This is a genomic window from Aeoliella sp., from assembly GCF_965227375.1.
GTDB lineage: Bacteria > Planctomycetota > Planctomycetia > Pirellulales > Lacipirellulaceae > Aeoliella.
Genome location: NZ_CBDDFX010000001.1, coordinates 365917 through 385272 on the forward strand (window position 1 = coordinate 365917; position 19356 = coordinate 385272).

General features: G+C 60.6%; 11 protein-coding genes. 7 read left to right on the forward strand and 4 right to left on the reverse strand.

The annotated features are described in order from the left end of the window. The first annotated feature begins 112 nt into the window (after positions 1 to 112). From ACQK2L_RS01590 to ACQK2L_RS01620, 7 genes are all read left to right on the forward strand, one after another. On the forward strand, positions 113 to 1312 hold the full coding sequence (locus ACQK2L_RS01590) for a substrate-binding domain-containing protein (RefSeq protein WP_425395180.1): 1200 nt from the start codon (positions 113 to 115) through the stop codon (positions 1310 to 1312). 301 nt (positions 1313 to 1613) lie between these two features. Beyond that, on the forward strand, positions 1614 to 2669 hold the full coding sequence (locus tag ACQK2L_RS01595) for a DUF1611 domain-containing protein (protein ID WP_425395181.1): 1056 nt from the start codon (positions 1614 to 1616) through the stop codon (positions 2667 to 2669). A 58-nt stretch (positions 2670 to 2727) separates the two neighbouring features. Beyond that, positions 2728 to 4812 carry a serine hydrolase gene (locus ACQK2L_RS01600; RefSeq protein WP_425395182.1) on the forward strand — a complete coding sequence of 695 codons (2085 nt, stop codon included), beginning with the start codon at positions 2728 to 2730 and terminating at the stop codon, positions 4810 to 4812. A 49-nt stretch (positions 4813 to 4861) separates the two neighbouring features. Then, positions 4862 to 5818 (forward strand): M14 family zinc carboxypeptidase, encoded by a 957-nt coding sequence (locus tag ACQK2L_RS01605; RefSeq protein WP_425395183.1) that lies wholly within the window; start codon positions 4862 to 4864, stop codon positions 5816 to 5818. A gap of 21 nt (positions 5819 to 5839) precedes the next feature. Further along, positions 5840 to 6889, forward strand: a complete 1050-nt coding sequence (locus tag ACQK2L_RS01610) for a S66 peptidase family protein (protein ID WP_425395184.1) — start codon at positions 5840 to 5842, stop codon at positions 6887 to 6889. A gap of 146 nt (positions 6890 to 7035) precedes the next feature. Next, positions 7036 to 8100, forward strand: coding sequence for a DUF1559 domain-containing protein (locus ACQK2L_RS01615; RefSeq protein WP_425395185.1), 1065 nt, complete (start codon positions 7036 to 7038; stop codon positions 8098 to 8100). 58 nt (positions 8101 to 8158) lie between these two features. Continuing rightward, positions 8159 to 8500, forward strand: coding sequence for a hypothetical protein (locus ACQK2L_RS01620; protein WP_425395186.1), 342 nt, complete (start codon positions 8159 to 8161; stop codon positions 8498 to 8500). A 26-nt stretch (positions 8501 to 8526) separates the two neighbouring features. Here ACQK2L_RS01620 and ACQK2L_RS01625 read toward each other — a convergent pair whose 3' ends face one another. The 4 genes from ACQK2L_RS01625 to ACQK2L_RS01640 form a co-directional block, all read right to left on the reverse strand. Further along, positions 8527 to 10071 carry a sodium:solute symporter family transporter gene (locus ACQK2L_RS01625; RefSeq protein ID WP_425395187.1) on the reverse strand — a complete coding sequence of 515 codons (1545 nt, stop codon included), beginning with the start codon at positions 10069 to 10071 and terminating at the stop codon, positions 8527 to 8529. A gap of 245 nt (positions 10072 to 10316) precedes the next feature. Beyond that, positions 10317 to 16115 (reverse strand): hypothetical protein, encoded by a 5799-nt coding sequence (locus ACQK2L_RS01630; protein WP_425395188.1) that lies wholly within the window; start codon positions 16113 to 16115, stop codon positions 10317 to 10319. 362 nt (positions 16116 to 16477) lie between these two features. Further along, positions 16478 to 17671, reverse strand: a complete 1194-nt coding sequence (locus ACQK2L_RS01635) for an Lpg1974 family pore-forming outer membrane protein (protein ID WP_425395189.1) — start codon at positions 17669 to 17671, stop codon at positions 16478 to 16480. Between the two features lie 399 nt (positions 17672 to 18070). Further along, positions 18071 to 19282, reverse strand: a complete 1212-nt coding sequence (locus ACQK2L_RS01640; RefSeq protein ID WP_425395190.1) for a VWA domain-containing protein — start codon at positions 19280 to 19282, stop codon at positions 18071 to 18073. Positions 19283 to 19356 lie beyond the last annotated feature (74 nt).

The following is a 19356-nucleotide window of genomic DNA, read 5'->3' on the forward strand; positions in this document are numbered from 1 at the left end:
CTGCGTAAAATGAATATCGCTTTCGCGCATCAAAGCAGCGTACTTAGACTAACATGCAGCGGGGCGGATGAGTAGCCATCGGCCGCCCCATTTCTCTCATCTGAATTAGAAGATGGCCACAACCTCCAATCAAAACACGACTTTGCGGACCGACCAATTGCGAGTGCTGCGAGTGGCCCTGCTGATCGAAACCGAGTCGACGTGGGGTCGACGGGTTATCCGTGGGATTGCCAGCTTCGCTGAGAAGCATGCCGCCTGGCACCTGCTGATCGATCCCCGCGACCACGAGTACCGCTCGGCCCTGCCTGATGGCTGGCGCGGAGATGGCGTGATCGCCCGCATCGCCAGTCGTATGCAATACGAACAACTGGCCGCCAGTGGTCTGCCGGTGGTCGACGTGGACGATGTATTCGAAGTTCAGGCGGACATCGCCAAGGTGATCACCGACGAAGAGGCGCGAGCGAAGCTCGCCGTGGAGCATCTGGGAGGCCGAGGGCTAACCAACTACGCCTACTTTGCTCCGCCCAGCAACCGTTACAGCAATCGCCGTGGCAAGGCTTTTGCCGCGGCCGTGAAAGAGGCCGGCTTCGAATGCCACGAGTATCGTCCGGGATATCGCGCGGGGCGGCGCATCAGTTGGAACGAACAACAGCGGCGCGTCAGCCGCTGGCTGGCTTCGCTGCCTCGGCCTGTAGCGATTCTTGCTGTCGACGCCCACCACGCGCACCAAATTGCGGAGATTTGCCACCTCGCGGAGATCCGAGTACCCGACGAAGTCGCCATTTTGGCGGGCGATTCCGACGAGCTGCTGTGCGAGGTGTCGATGCCGCCGCTGTCGGCCATCTCCACCGCTAGCGAGCGAATTGGCTATCAAGCTGCCGAACTGTTGGCCGCCATGATGGAAGGTGCGCCAGTGCCCGAAGAGCCCATTGTCGTCAAGCCACACGACGTCGTGAGTCGCCATTCCACCGACATACTCTCCATCGACGACCCCGCTGTGGTGCAAGCACTGCGGTACATCCAGGATCATGCGCACCGCGGCATTGGGGTCGACGACATTTTGCGCGAGGTGCCGATTTCGCGTCGCAGTCTGGAGATCCAATTCCGCTCTTACCTCGACCGATCGCCTGCCGAAGAAATTCGCCGGGCGAAGCTCGAGCGGGGTCGTACTTTGTTGGGCAAACGCGATATGTCCATTACCGAAGTGGCGATGGCCTCAGGGTTTTCCAACACCACTCGGTTTGGCATCGCCTTTCGTAAACAGTTCGGTATGACTCCCCGCAGTTTCCGCAAGACACTATTTGCCGAGTGAAGCGCATAAAAAAACGCCACCCCGTCGCAAGCGGCGGGATGGCGTGCTGCCCGTGAGAGCGTTGCACTCTCACCAGTTTCCTAGCTTAGTGAACTTGCCCGCATATACAATGAGATATGCGCAGACTTCTCTTGTTTTCACGCAGGCGTGCTGGGGTGTTGGAAATCGACCCTTCGCTGCGCGAACCGGGGATTCGCTTGCGCATCGGCCCCTTATGATACATCAGGCGGGTGGCTACCATCATCCGAAGGGGTAATCGCCAAGCTAACCCCGTATCCAGTTCCACTGAGGTGGCTTCGCAATGCGCAGCAATCGTATCGTCATACTGACCCAAGGGCACACCAATCCCATCACCGCCAAAACGGCCTGGGCGGTGCTCCGCTACCGTGGCGGCGATGTGGCTGCCCTGTTCGATACTACCCAGGCGGGAAAGACCGCTGGCGAGTTGATGGGCGTAGGCGGCGACACGCCGATCATCGGATCGCTGGACGACGTGGATAGTCCCGATGCTCTGCTCATCGGCATCGCACCGATGGGCGGCAAGCTGCCTGCCGAGTGGAAGCCGATCATCCTATCGGCCATCGCACGAGGCATGGAGATCGTCTCGGGATTGCACGACTTCTTGTCCAACGACGAGCAACTGGTCGCTGCGGCCGAGCAACACGGAGTGCAGCTTGTCGACATTCGCAAGAACAACGAGCGCGACGTTTCGAATCGACTCGATCTGCGGGAAGACTGCTTGCGCATTCACACCGTGGGACACGACTGTTCGATCGGAAAGATGGTCGCCTCGGTGGAAGTGGCCAACGAACTCAAGCGACAAGGGCAAGACGCCAAGTTCGTCGCCACCGGTCAGACCGGCATCATGATCGAGGGGGATGGGTGTCCCATCGATTGCGTGGTGAGCGACTTCGTGAACGGCGCGATCGAGAAGCAGATTCTCGCCCAACAGCACCACGACATTCTGGTGATCGAAGGGCAAGCTTCTTTGGCCCACCCGCGATATTCGGCTGTCACGGCCGGATTGCTGCACGGGTGCGTGCCGCATGGCATGATCATGGTGTTCGAGGCGGGACGCACCACGGTGAGTGGCATGCCCCACATCCCTCTCACACCGCTGCCAAAGTTGATCGCGGCGTACGAGAACCTGGCCGCGCTGCACATGCCCTCGAAGGTGATTGGCCTCGCCATGAACGGGCGATTGCTCGATGCCCAGCAGGCCGAAGAGCATCGCCAACGCGTGCAGGACGAAACGGGGTTGGTGGTCTGCGACGTGTTCCGCGACGGCGCCGGCCCGCTGGCAGCCGAGGTCGTGAAGCTCCGCGCCGAATTGTTCGGCACCGCCGTCTCCGCATGAAGCGATTCGGTACACTAACTCACTGGCACAGGCTTTCGCACTTAGTCAGGAACCAAACATGAAGAGCCCTCTACTGCGTTCAATTCTGGTCCCCGCCCTCGCCCTGCTGCTGGTGTCCGCCGGTTTGCCGTCGGTGTGTGCAGCCAAGGAAAGCAAGCCATCGAAACCGACGGCCGACATCGCCAAGCTCGAAGCGCAACTCAAGCCGCTCATCAAGCAACATCGAGGACAGGTGGGCGTGATGATCCGACACCTTCCCTCCGGCCAGACATTCAAGCATCGCGAAACAGTCGCCATGCCCACGGCTAGTCTGATCAAGTTTCCCTTGCTCATGGCGACCGCGAAGGCGCTGGAGGAAGGCAAAGTATCGCTCGACGATCGCATCCAACTCAAGAAGGAAGACCAGGTGCCAGGTTCCGGCATCCTGACCGAGCATTTCTCGCCCGGCCTCGAGTTGTCGCTGCACGACGCGATTCATTTGATGATGGCCTACTCCGACAACACGGCGACCAACCTGGTAATCGACCAGGTGGGCCTCAACGCCACGAACGAACTGATGGCCGAAATGGGTTGCGACGCCACGCGGCTCAACGCCAAAGTGTATCGCCGCGACACGTCGAACAACCTCGAGCGAAGCAAGAAGTACGGACTCGGCAGCACGAGTGGACAGGACATGGTCACGCTGTTGGAGAAGCTCGAGGCGGGAGAGTTCGTCAACAGCCAGCGGAGCAAACAAGTTCTCGATTACATGGCGGACTGCTTGTCGACCAACGGTCTACCGCGTTACCTGCCACAAGGAACACGGGTGGCGCACAAGACAGGATCGGTGGGCGACTCGCGAACCGATGCAGGCATCATCTACTCTCCCGCTGGCCCGATTGCGATCGCGGTGCTCACCACCGGCAATGAGGATAAGAGTTGGGACGACGACAACGAAGCCAAACGGCTGACAGCCGAAATCGCCAAGGCCGCCTACTCGCACTTTGTGGGCGATACGGAGGCCGAGCCGGTGCAGGTGGCGCGCACCCTGAAGCTTGGCTCCGCCGGGCCGCTGGTCGAAGGCCTGCAGCGCACCTTGAACGTCCGCCTGAAGCCCTCGCCCGGTTTGTCAGTCGACGGCGACTTCGGCCCCAACACCGAGTCGGCATTGCTGGCGTTTCAGAAGCAAGCCGGCTTGGAACCGACGGGAGTCGTCGACCGAAGCGTTTGGGCCAAATTGGGCCCGCTGGTAACCGCAGACGATCCGGCGCCTTCGCCGAGGGCTGTCGCCCGCAAGAACACCCAAAAGCGGCCGCCGGAATCGCTGGAGGGACCTCCGGTGGTTACCTGCAAGGCATGGTGCTTCGTCGATGGCGAGACCGGCGAGATGCTGGCCGGCAACAACGAGCGCAGAACGCGCGATCCGGCCAGCGTTACCAAGATCATGACCGCGCACCTGGTACTGACGTACGCGGAAGAACATCCCGAGGCGCTCGACCAGGTCGTGACGTTCTCCAAGCGAGCCGACGAAACGCCCGGTTCGACATCCGCGGTGCGCGAGGGCGAAAAGCTGCCTGTGAAAGAGTTGCTGTATGGCCTGATGTTGCCTTCAGGAAACGACGCCTCGGTGGCGCTGGCGGAACACTTTGGCGAGCAGATTCGTCCCGTTGGAGAAGGAACCAGCTACGACCGCTTCGTGGCCGAGATGAACGCCGAGGCGAAGCGGCTTGGCATGGAGAACACGGGCTACAAGAATCCCCACGGCCTCACGGCCAAGGGACACGTGACCACCGCCTGGGACATGACCCTGCTCGCCCGGGAGGCGATGAAGCACGCGCTGCTTCGCGAGATCGTATCGACGCGGCAGCACGTTTACACGGTTCAGTCGGAGGCTGGCTACGAACGAGAAGTGGTGTGGAACAACACGAACCGGTTGCTCGGCCACGAGGGATACATTGGCGTCAAGACGGGCACCACCGGCGCAGCCGGTGCTTGCCTGATTGCCTGTGGTGTGCGGGATGGCCGCGAAACTTTCGGCGTGGTGCTTGGTTCGAGTTGCAGCGACGCGCGATACTCCGATATGCGGAACCTGTTCCGCTATGTGTGGTCTACCCAGCGCGAACTGTCGGAAGGTGCTCCCAAAGCGGCGGCAGCTGGTCGCTGATGGCCTGATTGAGATCCTGCTTACCTTAACGTAGTGGATGGACATGCCCATGCGTGAGTTTCCGTTCCAGGAATTGGCGCCGCAGGACAAAAAGTTCCGCGACCTGTATCCTAAGTACAGGGTCTGGCAGGAGCGCAGCGAACTACTCCGCGAAGCGGACGTCGCAAAGTTGGCGAACGATTTGCTGTCGGACAGCGCCGGCAAGGCAGTGCCGCAACGCGTGCGGCAGCAGGTGCTGGGCCAGTCGCTGGAGGGTCGCACGATTCGCATGCTCTCCATGGGCAACGGCGAGCGACGAATCTTCATGTGGACGCAAATGCACGGCGATGAGTCGACGCACACATCGGTCGTGCTGGCAGTGCTCAACACGCTGGTGGAGTTGGGCAACCAGGCCTTCGACGGAGCGAACTTCCTGGGCGATTGCTCGCTACATGTGATTCCCATGCTCAATCCCGACGGGGCTGAGCGGCAAACGAGAGAGAACGCCCAAGGCATCGATGTCAATCGCGATGCGGTCGAATTGAACACGCGCGAAGGCCGCATCCTTCACGACACGGTGCTCAAACTGAAGCCCCACTTCGGTTTCAACCTCCACAATCAGCGTGCGGACAAAACCGTTACCGGCACAGGTAAGATTGCCGTGCTGAGTGTGCTGGCGCCGCCGCTCGACTACGACGACAGCGACTCGCCCAGCGTGATTCGCGCCCGGCAACTGGCGATTGAGATGTTTGCCGTCGGCGAGCGACTCTTGCCCGGCCACTCCACTCGCTACGAGGCCGGCTACATGCCCACCGCGTTCGGCGAGTGGGTGCAGGCGCAAGGGGCATCCACCATGCTGCTCGAAGCGGGCGGGTGGCCCGAGGGTCAGGAAAACGGGCGAGACGAGCTACACTACGTCACCCTGATGAACGCCCTGCGGTCGATCCACCAGCAGGCGTTCGCCGAAATCGACTCCACTCGGTACGCCAAACTGCCCCTTAACAAGATCGTACCCTCCAAGAAATAGCTACGCAGGTACCACACTAAGATGACTCGCATTCTGATCTCGATCTTCGTGGTGATTGCCATGTCGCACGCTGCCTTGGGCAATGAGCCGCAGCCGATTCTCAAAGCCAAAGCGCTCCAGCCCGGCGATACCATCGCCATCATCGCGCCCGCCAAGCCGCTCCAGCGCGAGGCCATCATGCTGGCCAAAGAGCGACTGGAGGCGATGGGCTTCAAGGTCAAGATTCCCGATAACCTCTTCCGAACGCACGGCTATCTGGCCGGGACCGACGAGGAGCGGGCCGACGAGTTGATGGACGCGTTTACCGACAAAGAGGTCGACGCGATCTTCTCGGGTGGCGGAGGGTACGGCGCGACGCGGATCCTCGACCGGCTCGACTTCGACAAGATCCGAGCGAACCCCAAGATACTCACAGGCTATTCGGACATCACCGCGCTGCACGTGGCGATTCACCAGAAGACAGGGCTTATCACGTTCCACACGCCGGTCGCCAGTTACGGCCTGGGCACCAAGGGCGGTCTGTCGCCGTTTGCTAAGCGAACCTTCTGGAGAGCGCTGCTGGCCAAGAACTACGAAGCGCCGAACTTCGCCTACCCGCTGCAATTGGAAGAGGCGGACAACGTGGAGCAAAAGCCCCTCACCCTGGTTCCAGGCCAGGCGGAAGGACGCCTGATCGGTGGTAACCTATCGTTACTGCACGCACTGATGGGCACACCCTACGAAGTCGAAACAGCCGGCAACATCTTGTTCATCGAGGACGTTGGCGAAGCTCCGTACCGGGTGGACCGCATGCTGCAGACGCTCAAGTCGGCGGGGCTGCTCGATCAGGTGTCCGGCGTCGTGTTGGGAGCATTCACCCGCCGCGCCGACGAAGACACCTCGTCGGAAGTCGTGACGATGGAGGAGGTGTTGCGCGATTTCTTTCAGGACGCCCCATACCCCGTGCTGATGAGGTTTCCCGTTGGCCACCAGCCAGACAACTGCACCATGCCCGAGGGCGTCAAAGTGCGACTGGACGCGGATGCGGGAGTCATCCAGCTTCTCGAAGCCCCGGTGCAAGTCGAGCGCTAATGCGCTTCTCTAAACCTGCGCGGCGCGCATAAAAAAGTGCGCGAATACGCATCGACTATTGTGTCGATCCTCCTAGGATAACTAGAGGGGCAGTTGTGTTTATTTGGGACGCGCATTGGCAGTTCCTTAATCTCGAAAGAACTTTCATGGTCCGTGCAAAAACCCATAACCAACCTTCAACTCGTTCGGCGTTCACCCTGGTCGAGTTGTTGGTAGTCATTGCGATCATCGGCATCTTGGTGGCGTTGTTGCTACCAGCAGTGCAGTCGGCTCGCGAGTCGGCGCGACGGCTGAGTTGTTCCAACAACTTGAAGAACATCGCGCTAGCTTGCCTGAACTACGAATCGACGAAGGGCACGTTGCCTCCTGGTGGTGTAAATTCCGCTGGGGAGCAGCAAAGTGGCTTGGGGTGGCCGGTGTGGGTATTACCGTACTGCGAAGGGAGCGTGGTTTCCGAGCAGGCCATCGACGTCTTTGCAGCCAGCGGCGACGCCTACGGATCGGCGATGGACGATTTGAACCGTCTGATCATGCCGATGTACTACTGCCCCAGCGATCCAGAAATCAAGGTGCAGCAGGAAAAGTACCTCACGGCCGATCGCCGCCAAATGAGCTACGCCGGCGTGGCAGGTTCGTACTACAGTCGAACCGGAGAGTGCCCGAAGACACGTCAGTCGGGTGTGTACTGCGTGGCCAACTCACTCTCTGGCGTTTTTGCCAACAACAACTACGACGGGCTGATCATTCAAGATTGGCCGGTGAAGCTTCGAACAGCCACCGATGGATTGAGCAACACCATCATGCTCGGCGAGCGTTGGTATGGCGTGCGGGCGTGGATGATCGGCTCCTACTGGAGAAATCCCACCTACCCAACGCAAGGACGATTCTCGTCTGGTCCGCCCGAAGGACCACAACCCGTCACCGCGCTGTTCGCGATGAAGAACATCACGGCAAGCGTTCCTATCAATCATGACCCCAACAAGGTGTGCTACATCGGGCACGATAACGCGACGGATCGCCCTGCGGTACCCGACACGGCTGCCTATTCGCTCTCGGTCAACGATTTGCCGTTTGGTAGTTTCCATACTGGAGGAGTGAACTTTGCCTATGGTGATGGCAGTGTGAAATTCCTTCGGGATGATCTGGAGGCAAACGTCTATCTGGCACTTGCATCACGGAACGGAGGCGAGATTGACGTCGAGCAACCCTAGGGCATTGTTCGTTTGCCGTCGCTGGTCATTGGTTGCCGCCGTATTCGCGTTGCCGCTCATGGGGTGCGACAAAGCGGAGCCGATGGCCGAGCTGTCGGGCGTGGTCACTGTGGGGACGACTCCAGTGGGCGCCTGCAGTGTGCAATTCCATCCGCAGGATGGCGGACGACCGATTGCGGTCACGACCGCCGAAGGTGGCAGTTACCGTGTCACGTTGCCTCCCGGAGAGTACAACGTCGTGGTATTAACTTCGTACAAGCCACCCGCCGGCTGGAAAGAAGGCGATCCTCTGCCCGTTGCAACGGTTGAAATTCCCAAGGTCTACTCGCTTCCCTCTACGACGACCCTGCAGGTCTCGGTTGCTGGCCCGGAGAAGCGGACAAAAGACCTGCAGCTCTAAAGATGCGGGCCAAACGGCCAGAGACGTTACTCTGATCCGTCGAGTTCTTCCGGCGCAGCCAATTCCAGGCTAGGGCAGCGCTGCGACCAGGGCAGCAAGCTCACCAGGCAGCCGACCGCTGCGCCCACCAGCAGCGAAACGGGCATCATCCAGAAGGTCATTGGGTGCGATTGTTGCCACAATCCGCCGAACCCAAAGTTGTTGAAGAACCCGAGGCTCACCGCCAGATAGGTCGCGGCCAGCACTCCGCACCACACGCCGAGACGTGTGGCCCACGGTACAAACATCGCCATAAAGAATAGCAGGAATAGTGGCGTCACCAGTACGTTCGAGTTGTTGATCACCAGGTCGAACAGGTTGTGCCCTTTGCCAAGCTTGGCGACTGCCAAACTCACCAAAATGGTCAGAATGCCGACGATCACGGTCAACGCTTGCGCGCGAAGCGGACTTTGCATGGCCGAGGTGGTTTTGTTGCCAATGCGGTCCAGAAAATCGACCGCGATCACCAGGCTGCTGGAGTTGAAGCCCGACGACAGGCTGCTCATCGCCGCGGCCAGCAGCCCAGCGATAATCGCGCCGGTGATTCCGGTGGGCAAGCCATGGGTGATGAACTTTGGAAAAGCCACATTCGTCCAGTCCGTTGAGGCAAGCGTGTGCGGCGCGAGTTCACTGGGGAACTCTCGGTAGTAGGCGCCCAACGCCATTCCGACCAGCACCAACGTGGCAATCGTCGCGGCGCTGGATACCAGCGAGATGCCCAGCATCTTGCGGGCGGTGCGGGCGTCGCGAGTTGCCAGGTAACGCTGCACGGCCATCTGATCGGAGCCGCATGTGCACACCCACCACACCAACTGCGACACCAACACAATCGGCACCGTCGCCCGAACCGAAATGTCGAATGTCCAGTCGAATCGAGCCCAGTGCTCGGTCGCCTCGGCCTGGAGCATTTCCTCTGGCCCACCAATGGCGACCATGGCGACTACCACTGTAAGCAGCGCGCCAGCAAGTAGCAGCACCGACTGAATGGCGTCGCTGATCACGACCGCCCGAAGTCCACCCATCGCGGTATACACGATGGTCAACACCGTGATCCCCACGCAGAAGTAAGGAGTCGCAGACTTGTCGAGATTCAGCAGCGGCACCAGCACCTTGTCTGCCGTGGCGTAGATGATGGTGCCCATCCAGAGCAGACGCAGCAACAGGAACATCAGCGCACCGAGCATCCTCAGACCGGTTCCGAACCGCAGCTCCAGAATTTCATACGCACTCGTGATGCGCAATCGCATGAATTGCGGAATCAGTCCATACCCGACAATCACGAACACGATCGGGTAGGAGAGGATCATGGACCCCGCAATGGGGCCATAGAGTGCCGTGTCGGCCGGAAAAGCCAGGTAGCTGTTGGCGCTAAAGAGCGAAGCAAAGAGCGACAAACCGACGGCCGTGGCCTTCATCGAGCGCCCGCCGAGCAGGTAGTCTTCGCGGCTGCGATTTTGCATGGCGAAGTAGATGCCGATCCCGATCATTCCCATCAGGTAGGCAGCAATTACCAGCCAGTCGATTATCGTCATGGGGAGGGTGGAGGCGTCGTGAGGTGTTCGCGCGCACTGCGCCGTGGCGGAAGAGTCGGGGGAAGCTGCTGACGTCTCTCAGCGCGAACAACACCGAAGGATCAAAGTGGTGTGCATCGAGCCGAAACCGCACCACCAATATTGGTGAGCGGCTGCGCGGCGTCTACCCCGTTTCGACGGAATCTTCGCGATCCCAGCTTCAAAATTGGGCGCCTCGCCCAACATTCAAGAGGCTGTGGCGAACGCTACCATCCCCAGTCGATCGCCAATTCGGGTTCGTCTTGGCTATCGACTTCGAAGGCCTCGGCCAAGACCTCTTCGGTCAGCGAATCGTCGTCGTCCTCTTCGGAGCTTCGCAGCAACAGCAGGTCATCACCTGAACTGAAGTTGGCGTCCGAGGCAGCCGCAGACGTGTCTTTGCTGGAAGACTCGTCGGCACCCAAGCCTTCTAGCGCCAAGGCCAAGGCTGCCGGCTCGGTTGCCGGAGTCTCTTCGGGGGCGGCCTCCAAGGGAGCAGCCGCAACAAATGCCGACGAGGTCACCGCTGCGGCAAACGCTTCAACGGGCCGCGTTGCGCCCAGGTTGTTCCGCCACACGGTCAGGTCGGCAAGGTTCACCCGGCCGTCGCCATTGCCGTCGGCCGCCAGGCCGGTGCCAATCGCGCCGAGGGTTTGCATCCACACATCACGGTCGCCATCGTCGACGGTGCCACTGCCATCGTAGTCGCCAAGCAGGTCGCTTGTGCTGGCCGCGGCATCAACTACCGACGCGCCCCGATTGTTACGCCACACGGTCAGGTCGGCCAGATTCACCCGGCCGTCGCCATTGCCGTCTGCTGCGAGGTCGGTTCCGACGGCTCCGAAGGTTTCCTTCCACAAAGCGTGGTCGCCATCGTCGACGGTGCCGCTGCCGTCGTAGTCGCCGGGCAGTTCCTCGACGGTCTGCGGGTCGGGACTTGTCTGGGCCGACACCGGTGGATCGAAGTTGCCCACCAGCGGCATCGCCAGCTCGTCGCCGAATTCGGCGTACAGGTCGTTACCGAACGGTACCGGCTCGAAGGGGTGCTTCAGCACGCCCAGGCCAATGGCAACTCCACCCTCGGCACCCTCTTCAATGCCATTGTCTGGTTCGAGACCCGAGACCAGGAAGTACCACTCGGCGGTTTGGCGAAGCGGCTGCGAGGAATTGCGAGGCACGAACAGGCCAATGTCGTCGATGCCATCCTGGTCCATGTCGGCGGCCACAGGTCGCTCGAGCACGCCGGAGAATCCCCACTGCAGCGTATCGAAGGCACCAAAGTTGCCGAACGCGCCCACGCTGAACGCGAAGTTGAAGATGTTGTTGTTGAATACGCCGACGTCGTCGATGCCATTGCCATCGAAGTCGCCCACGATCGGCAGGCCCAATAGGCCGGTGTTCGCGACTACCTCGCCGGCTTCGATCACGTAGTTGTGGTTGAAGTCGAAGGCCCAGTTGCCGGCGAAGTACAAGCCGATCTCGTCGCCGTTGGCGGCGTTGTTGTCGAAGTTACCCGCAATGGGCAGTGCTCCGGCAACGTTGAAGTTGGCCAACAGTGGCTGTGAGGTGTATAGATTGGCCACGCCGTCGCTATCGAAGTCGATCAGCCAGCGGTGCTCGCCGGTCTCATAGGAGTAGCCAAACACACCGAGTTGGTCGAACAGTCGCCCACCCGGCGCCGCGCCGATTGGAACGAAGCGCCCACCAAACACCGTGTCGTGCGTCGCATAGCCACCCGGCACCACGCCTGGCAGGTCCATGGTGAAGGTCAGGTCGACATTCGTGGCGTCGTTGCCGATCTGGGCGTTCGAGGGATCCCAGACAAAGTTGCCGTTGATGTCGATGGTGATGGTCGATGGCACGAACGTGCCGATCTCCGGCCGCGAATCGATGGTGAACCGGCCTACGAAGTCGCCGCCGGGCACGCCGTCGCCGCTTGGGAACGTAGGATCGTCTAGCGGTCCCGTGGCATTCGACTCGCCATCCAGATTGTTGCCCGCCGGGTCGACCAGATTGTCTTTCACCGTGAGCGTGTAGCGATCGTCGGGCAGGTACTGGTCGAACGTGATGATGATCGTCGCGGTGGCGACCTGACCGTCGACCCGTGCGTCGTTGATCACGTCGACATCGATGATGCCAATGTGGCCGACGTGGTCGCCCACCAGCGTATAGTTGCCTAAAGTCTCGGCGATGTCTTCCTTGAGTGCTTCGTACAGGAAGTTCGGATCGGCATTCGAGCGTGCCGGCAGGTCTTGGACGTGAATCGAGATCTGGTTGGTAAGCGGCGTGTATCCGTTCACCGAAGGCTTGGGATCGAATAGATCGTAAGTAGGATCGACCGTCGGGTGCACCGCCTGCGTCGCGCCGGCCGGGTCGTAGACCTGCGGGCCTTGGGTGTCGATGAAGATGAACAGTTCGTCTACACCATCGGCGATCTCGTCGTTCATCGGCATGGGGTTGCCAGCCACGTCCTCGGCCGTGACAAGCAACCGGCGAAGGCCGTCCTTGGGAAGACCGACGATCTCATTCAGGTCGAGTACCGACTCGATCTCCCAATAACCGTCCGGGTACGCCAGGTTGCCATCGTAGGGCAGGGCCACGGTCATGCCGAGGAACGTATCGGTGTCGAGATCGATAATGCCGTTGTCATTGTCGTCGTGGTACAGTCGGACGATGGTGTTCGCCTCGGCCAGTCCCCACATGGTCGGCGTCGTGTCGTTGGTTACGCGATCGGCGTAGGTCATCGGCATGGTTGTCACACCCGAGTCGCTCGCGGCATCGAGGCCATCCTCGGCGTTTACCGCATTGGGCAGGCCGAACGACACAGGCGGAGTGATCGTGTCGAGCGTGATCTGCAGGGCGTCGGAAAGCAGGTGGCGACCGAGCTGCGCGGGGTCGGCGGCGTCGCGAATCCAGACCGCGGCGGCGATGTGGTTGAAATCGCCCTCGTTCAAGTCGCCCGCCGTGGCGGTGAATTCCCAAATATTGCCCACGCCGGTGTAGAACGCGTAGCCAATGGAAGTGGCGTTGTTGAACACCTCGACTCCGTAGTCGAAACCGACCGTGGGGGCATCGTCGTCGACCGTGTCGGGCAGCATGTCGATGTTCATGAACTCGTCGATACGATCATCGTCGAGAATGATGCTGAACGTGGGAGTCTCGATCTTGGTAACGTCGTCGGTATTGTTGCGACCCGAATCGCTATCGGCTTGCAGATCGACAAGCTCAGGTATCGGGGCGGCCGTGGTGATGGCCGTGAAGTTGTAGACGTTGATACCAGTGACACCTAGATCGCCGGCACGTCCTTCCACGCGCAGGTAGTAGGTGTTGTTCCGAACCACCGGCACAACCACTCGCTTGCCGATCTTGATCCCGTTCGGATCGAGCAGGTCGCTCGCGGTGGCGATGGACACGGGAATTCCGTCGGAGTCGAGCACCGTGGCGATCAGGTCGCCATTGACTGGCAGACCGGGGCGGCCGTTGGCAAGGGTGCCAATCTCTTCGAAGTAGAGTTGCAAGTCGAGCGTGCCGGTTTCCTGGGCGACAAATTGGTAGAAGTCGTTGTCGCCGGGTACGCCGAACTCGGGGATGCCACTCGGGTCGATGGTCGGATCGATGTTAATCGTGGGGCCCGCACCCAGGAACGTGGCGTTGGGCCGGGTGTCGTTCGACTCGAACGGATCGTTCTTGAAGATCACCAAGCGGCCGGCCCCGTCGTCGCCGGTGCCACCGGTGATGGGGTCGAGCGGTGTGACGTTGACGAATTCCATCTCCGAGTAGTCGATCGGAGCCAGTGGGCCGACGGTGACCGAGCCACTACGATGGTCGGCGCCTTGCCGCTGAATTACCAGGTCGCCAAGACCAAAGTCGGGTACGACGAGGCGATCGCTGGCATTGGGGCCGTTGCCAACAACCTCGTAGGGAATCGTCTGCTGTGGTACGCCATTGTTGGCGTCCATGTCGGCGTATTCGTCGGCGTGGCCGACACGAATAATGTCGTCGCCGGCAAGGCCTTCCACGATGATCCGCTCGAGGGTCGGCAGATTGGCAGGGTCGGCCGGGGCGAGCCCCAGGTTCATCTTGCCGATTTCCTTGACGCCTTGCGTGGGGCCCAGAACCGAGATCATGTAGGGGTCGGCCACCACCGCCGAAGGCGCATCCTGCACGACGCTGATCAACTCACCGAGGAACGTGCCGCGGACGATGAGTGTATCGTTGCCCGTGCCCGCGTTGATGATGTCGTCGCCGGGGCTGTCGATGATGGTGTCGTCGCCCGACTCGCCGACCAGGCCATCGTTGGCGGCACCGCCTTGCAGCGTGTCGTTGCCTTCACCGCCAATCAGGTTCAGCGGCGTGTCGACGAGAATGGCGCTGCCATCGATCGTGTCGTCGCCACCCGCACCGTCGGCGGCCAGGCCTATGAAGGCAGTGGCACTGGCATCGGGTAGCGCTTCGATGCGAATGGTGTCGTTGCCATCATCGCCGCCCGCTAGAATGCTCGTGAGTCCCGTGGGAAGATCGGAGTTGTTGATGACAATCGTGTCATCACCACCGAGAGCGGCGATCTGCAACTCTGCCTTGTTTTCGAAGGCGATGGTCTCAAAACCATCGGTGGAAACCAGACCACGTCCCGGCAAGGCGGGACCATAGGTCATCTGGTTCGCAGCACCGGTGCCCTGAACTACCAGGAACATCGCGGGCACCAGTTCGACAACCGGCTCGAGGTTGTCGAACTCGATCTGCATGTCGATGCCCTGCTCGATGGGATTCTGATCGTATGTCAGCTGACCTTCATCCGGTTGCAAGCCTGGAGTGTACGTGACCTGGAACACTCCATTGGTGGGTTCGCCGGTGACAAGCAACTCGTCGGAGCCGACTCCACCGTCGAAGAAGATGGGCGTGCGAATGAGGGCGGTACCCGCCACGTCAACCACCAACTCGTCGTTGCCGCCAAGCGTTTCGACACGCAATAGGTCGGTGAATTGCATGGCGACCGTGTTCAGCGTGTTCACAAAACCGGCAATCTGCAAGTCGCCGGCCCCATCGAGTGAGGCGGTGAAGACGTCGCGATCACTGCTGCCTTCGATCACCAGCGTCTCGTTTGCGCGGCTATCAAACAGCAAGGATTGTGCGTCCTGCAAGTCGTCCAGCACAAAGGTATTGGTCGAGTCCGCGGTGCTGGAAATCAGAGTGAACTGGTTCAGCCCGTCGTACTGAATGCGGGGCAGGTTGCCTGAGATCACCTCATCGCGCCCGGTGGTTTGCGACCGCTGCACGCGCGTCGAGTTGGATCCGCCGCCAACATTCACATCCAGATCGTCATCGACCCCGGCACCTGTATAGGCAATCACCTCGAACCCTTGCGACTGCGTGGCGACACCAGCGTAACCGCTAATCTCGACGACATCGGGGTCCTGGGAGCTGGGATTGATGATGACCGACTCGGCAACTCCCCCCGTGCCTTGCATCGTGAGGACATCGCTAAAGAGGCTACTATCGCCGCCGTGGATGTCGTAATTGGTGATTACCGGTACCAGGTCGAGGTCAAACGCAAAAGTCAGGTCGTCGTCGCCACTCTGCAAATCGATGACCACCGTCGAGGTCAGAATCGGGACTAGTAGTTCGCCGGGACCAACCATGGCATCAAAGTCCTGAGGCACGAACACCTCGGTGGGGCTTACCTGCAGCATTCCGGGCGAAAGAGCATTGACGCCGTCCGGGTCGGTGATCAATAGACCATCTTGCAGCGCGGCGCCCTCGCCGCCGTCGGGGTCGAAGTTGCCAAGCGACAGCGTGACGTTGTTGTCCTGCTGAACCTCGATTCCCTCGCCCAAGCCCGACTCGTCCATGATGGTCACAAACTGGGTGACCGGGTCGACAAACACGTCAACGGCCAGCAGGTGGCGTTCTTCCAGGTTCTCACACCGTAGCCGGCGGCTGCGTTTGTACTCCAACGTGCGATCGACGGAGCCAAACAAGCGGGAAGAAAACGAACGGGCAGAATTCGAGCGCAGACGGCGTGCCATCAGAGGACCTCAAAGCAGCAAAACTTGGTGCCAAGTCCCGCCGCCGCAACTCCCCCAGTTGAGAAATGCAACGACGGACAACCAAGCGGTCCCTCGCGCAATATTAGACCGTCCGTGTACGGCCGAGCAGCCTCCCCATCCCCCAAGCACTTACATAGGTTGGGTAGATCGACCCCACAAGGTAACAGGGTATCGGAAAACCGTACCGATGGCAACGACCTTGCGGGTTATCGAAACTTTTTTGCGTGCGCAAAGCACGTCCGGCATCGTACCCGCCAGACAATAAAAAAAGGGCCGCCCGCGAGGGGCGGCCCTGTGATGGGAAGAGTCAGAGTTTTTCTCGAATTTTAGGGGAAATTTCCCTAGTAACGCCATTCGACACTGGACGTCAGACCACTGAACGACAAGGTGTCGCCGATGTCGACGTAGTTGTCGGCCTGCACCGCATCGACGAATTCGGGCGTCGTGACCACGTTGAACCAGTGAATGGCCGTGTAGCCGAGCTTGGCCCGGCAGTGGCCGGTGCAGCTGGTCCAGGCGAGGCCGACCTCGTATTCCAGCATGGGAGAAACGCGGTCGTCCTCCCAGCGGACGATGGCCAGATCGCTCACCGACGTGGCATTGTGCTCGCGGTAATCGCCGCGGAACGAGCCCACCAGGGCACTTAGCGACAGATTGCCGTAGCCGGAGAAGCGGCCATGGCCGAGCAGCCGCTCGCCGTCGAGTCCGACTCGCAGGCCGGTGCCGTCGAAGTCGATCTGAGTCGTGGTGTCGATCACACCGCCGGACGAACCAGCAAACGTACCCAACTGGCGGAAGTCCTGCTCCAAGCGACCGTAGCGGGCACCGATGCTGTAGTTCATCCAGCCACAGTTCGACGCACGGAACAGCCGGCGGTAGTCGGCGTCCAGCAGTTGCATCTTCAGATCGTACTGGGCGTCCACCGGGCCGGCGGAGCTCGTCACCGCGGTCTGCGGATGATGCACCAGCGAACCGACGGTTCCCAAACCACCACCGACTCCCGGCGGAATGTCCAGGCTGTCGATTGCGCTCGATTCGAAGAAAGTGTAGTTCACTGCAACGCTGCTGCACATGTCGCAGGCAACCTGGCCGCCGAAACGGAAGCCGGGTTCGTGATCGGGATCGGCCACGCCAATCAATCCAAACGGCGTGGTGCCGGCGCCGCCGGTGCCGTTCTGCTGTTGAGCGTGATGCATGTCAGCGCCGGTAGCATGCAGGTACAGGAATGAACCCCACACACCAGTGCGATGCGCCCACGGCGGAGTGCACGGGTCGCAGCACCCCATGTCGCAACACGGATCGTCGCAACAGCCAAGGTCGCACGTGTCGTCACAGCAAGTTGGTGACTCGCAACAAGCATCGGTGACAAACGCAGCCCTGACTTCGCTGTCGGTGCAGAAGGCAACTTGCTCCCACTTGGGCTCGTTGATCGTCCCTACGCGATGGATGTCGTTGAATTGTTGAGCGCTGGACACGCTGGCCCAACCTGCGGCGACCGCCAGTAACATGGCCGTCCCTAAGTATCTGATTGTCATCTCGATTCCCCCCTAATGAATCTTGACCACCCCCAATGGTTGGCTGGCCGGTGGGACGCGCTCTTTGGGTCGGTGCGTCCAAGCAAGTGTCCCACCACGGGTGGGTTTGTACCGGTTCTGCCGACTACGAGAGTTTTTCGGCGAACTGGATGTGGGTTGTCCGCATTGTTCGCGATATTCCGGTTAGTTAAGCCGGGTAAACTTTGCGGCCGAACCGAGGGCTGGCGCTGCTAGCGGCGCCCTCTAGAGCGTTTTCAGAATTAGCGTGCTGGATTGGCGCCGTGGTGTTGGCACGATGCGCGAAGGCCGAAGCAGGCGAATTGGTATCCGTCGATGCAGGCCGACAAAGCAGCGGGCCGACACAACAAGCCAAGTCGGCACGCTAATTCTGAAAGCGCTCTAGCTCAATCGCACGTCGCTGGCGAACTTCGACAAATCCTGGCCTTTGAGCACCGCGGCCAACAGGTCGGGCAGGCGCTCCGGCACGCAACCGAAGCAGGGCATGCCGAGTTTGCTGAGCTGTTGCGCCAGGTTCTCGTTGTGCGCGGGTTGGCCCTGGTCGGAGATTGCTAGCAGCCCCACCGCGTGCACACCGCTTCCCAGCACGTGCTCCATCTTCCGCACGAACCGCTTGGTGTTGGGGCTCGTGTCGTACAAGTCGCCAATGATGATGTACAGCGTCTTGGCCGGCGTGTGCATGAACTGCTCGCAGTAGCACGTAGCCATCCAGTAGTCTTCCGCCCCGCCAAGTTGCACGCCGAACAACAGGTCGACCGGATCGGTGCACATCTCCGTCAGGTCGACCACTTCCGAGTGATTGAACGCCACAACGTGCGTTTCCACCGCGGGCATCGTGGCCAGAATCGCCCCCATGATGCCGCCGTAGATGAGCGAGGCGTGCATCGAGCCCGACTGGTCCATGGCGATGATCACGTTCCACTCGTTCTGCCGATGCCGGCGGCTGAAGAACGACATGTGCTCGGGGATCAGCGTGCCGAGCGAAGGGTCGTAGTTCTTCAAGTTCCGGCGAATAGTCCGTGGCCAGTCGAGGTTCGGCAAGCTGCGGAACGGGGAGTGTTCGTTGCGATTCAGCGACCCACGCACCGCTTTGGCAAAGTCCGACTCCAGCTTGTTGCGCAGGTCTTCCACCACGCGAGCGACCAGCTCGCGGGCCGATGCCTTGGCTTTCTCCGGCACCATGTTCTTTAGCTCCAGCACCGCCGCCGCCAGGTCGACCGACGGTTCGACGTTGGCCATCAGCTCGGGCTCGAGCAGCAGCTCCTTCATGCCGCGGCGTTCGATGGCGTCGTGCTGCAGCAGGACCACGACGTCCTTGGGAAAGAAGTTGCGAATCTGGTCGAGCCACTTGGCAACCTTGGGAAACGATCGCCCCTTGGTGGGGCTGTGCTTGCCAATCTTCTTGTGTTCCCAGTCGTCGCGGTCGATTTCCTGGTCGACGTCGCCGTCGTACAGGGCCGCCAGCGCTTCGTCCATCTCCATCTGCTCGTCCGACAGTGCGCAACCACTGCCAAACATATCCTGCATGGCCTGCTGCGACGACTCGCCCAGCACCAGCCGCCAGCGTTTGACTTGTTCCTCGTCGATAGGCATTTGTCGTGAATCCCTACGCTATCTAGCTGGTGTCATTCCGAAAGGAGGCTCGCCGACTGAGGAATCTACGCGAT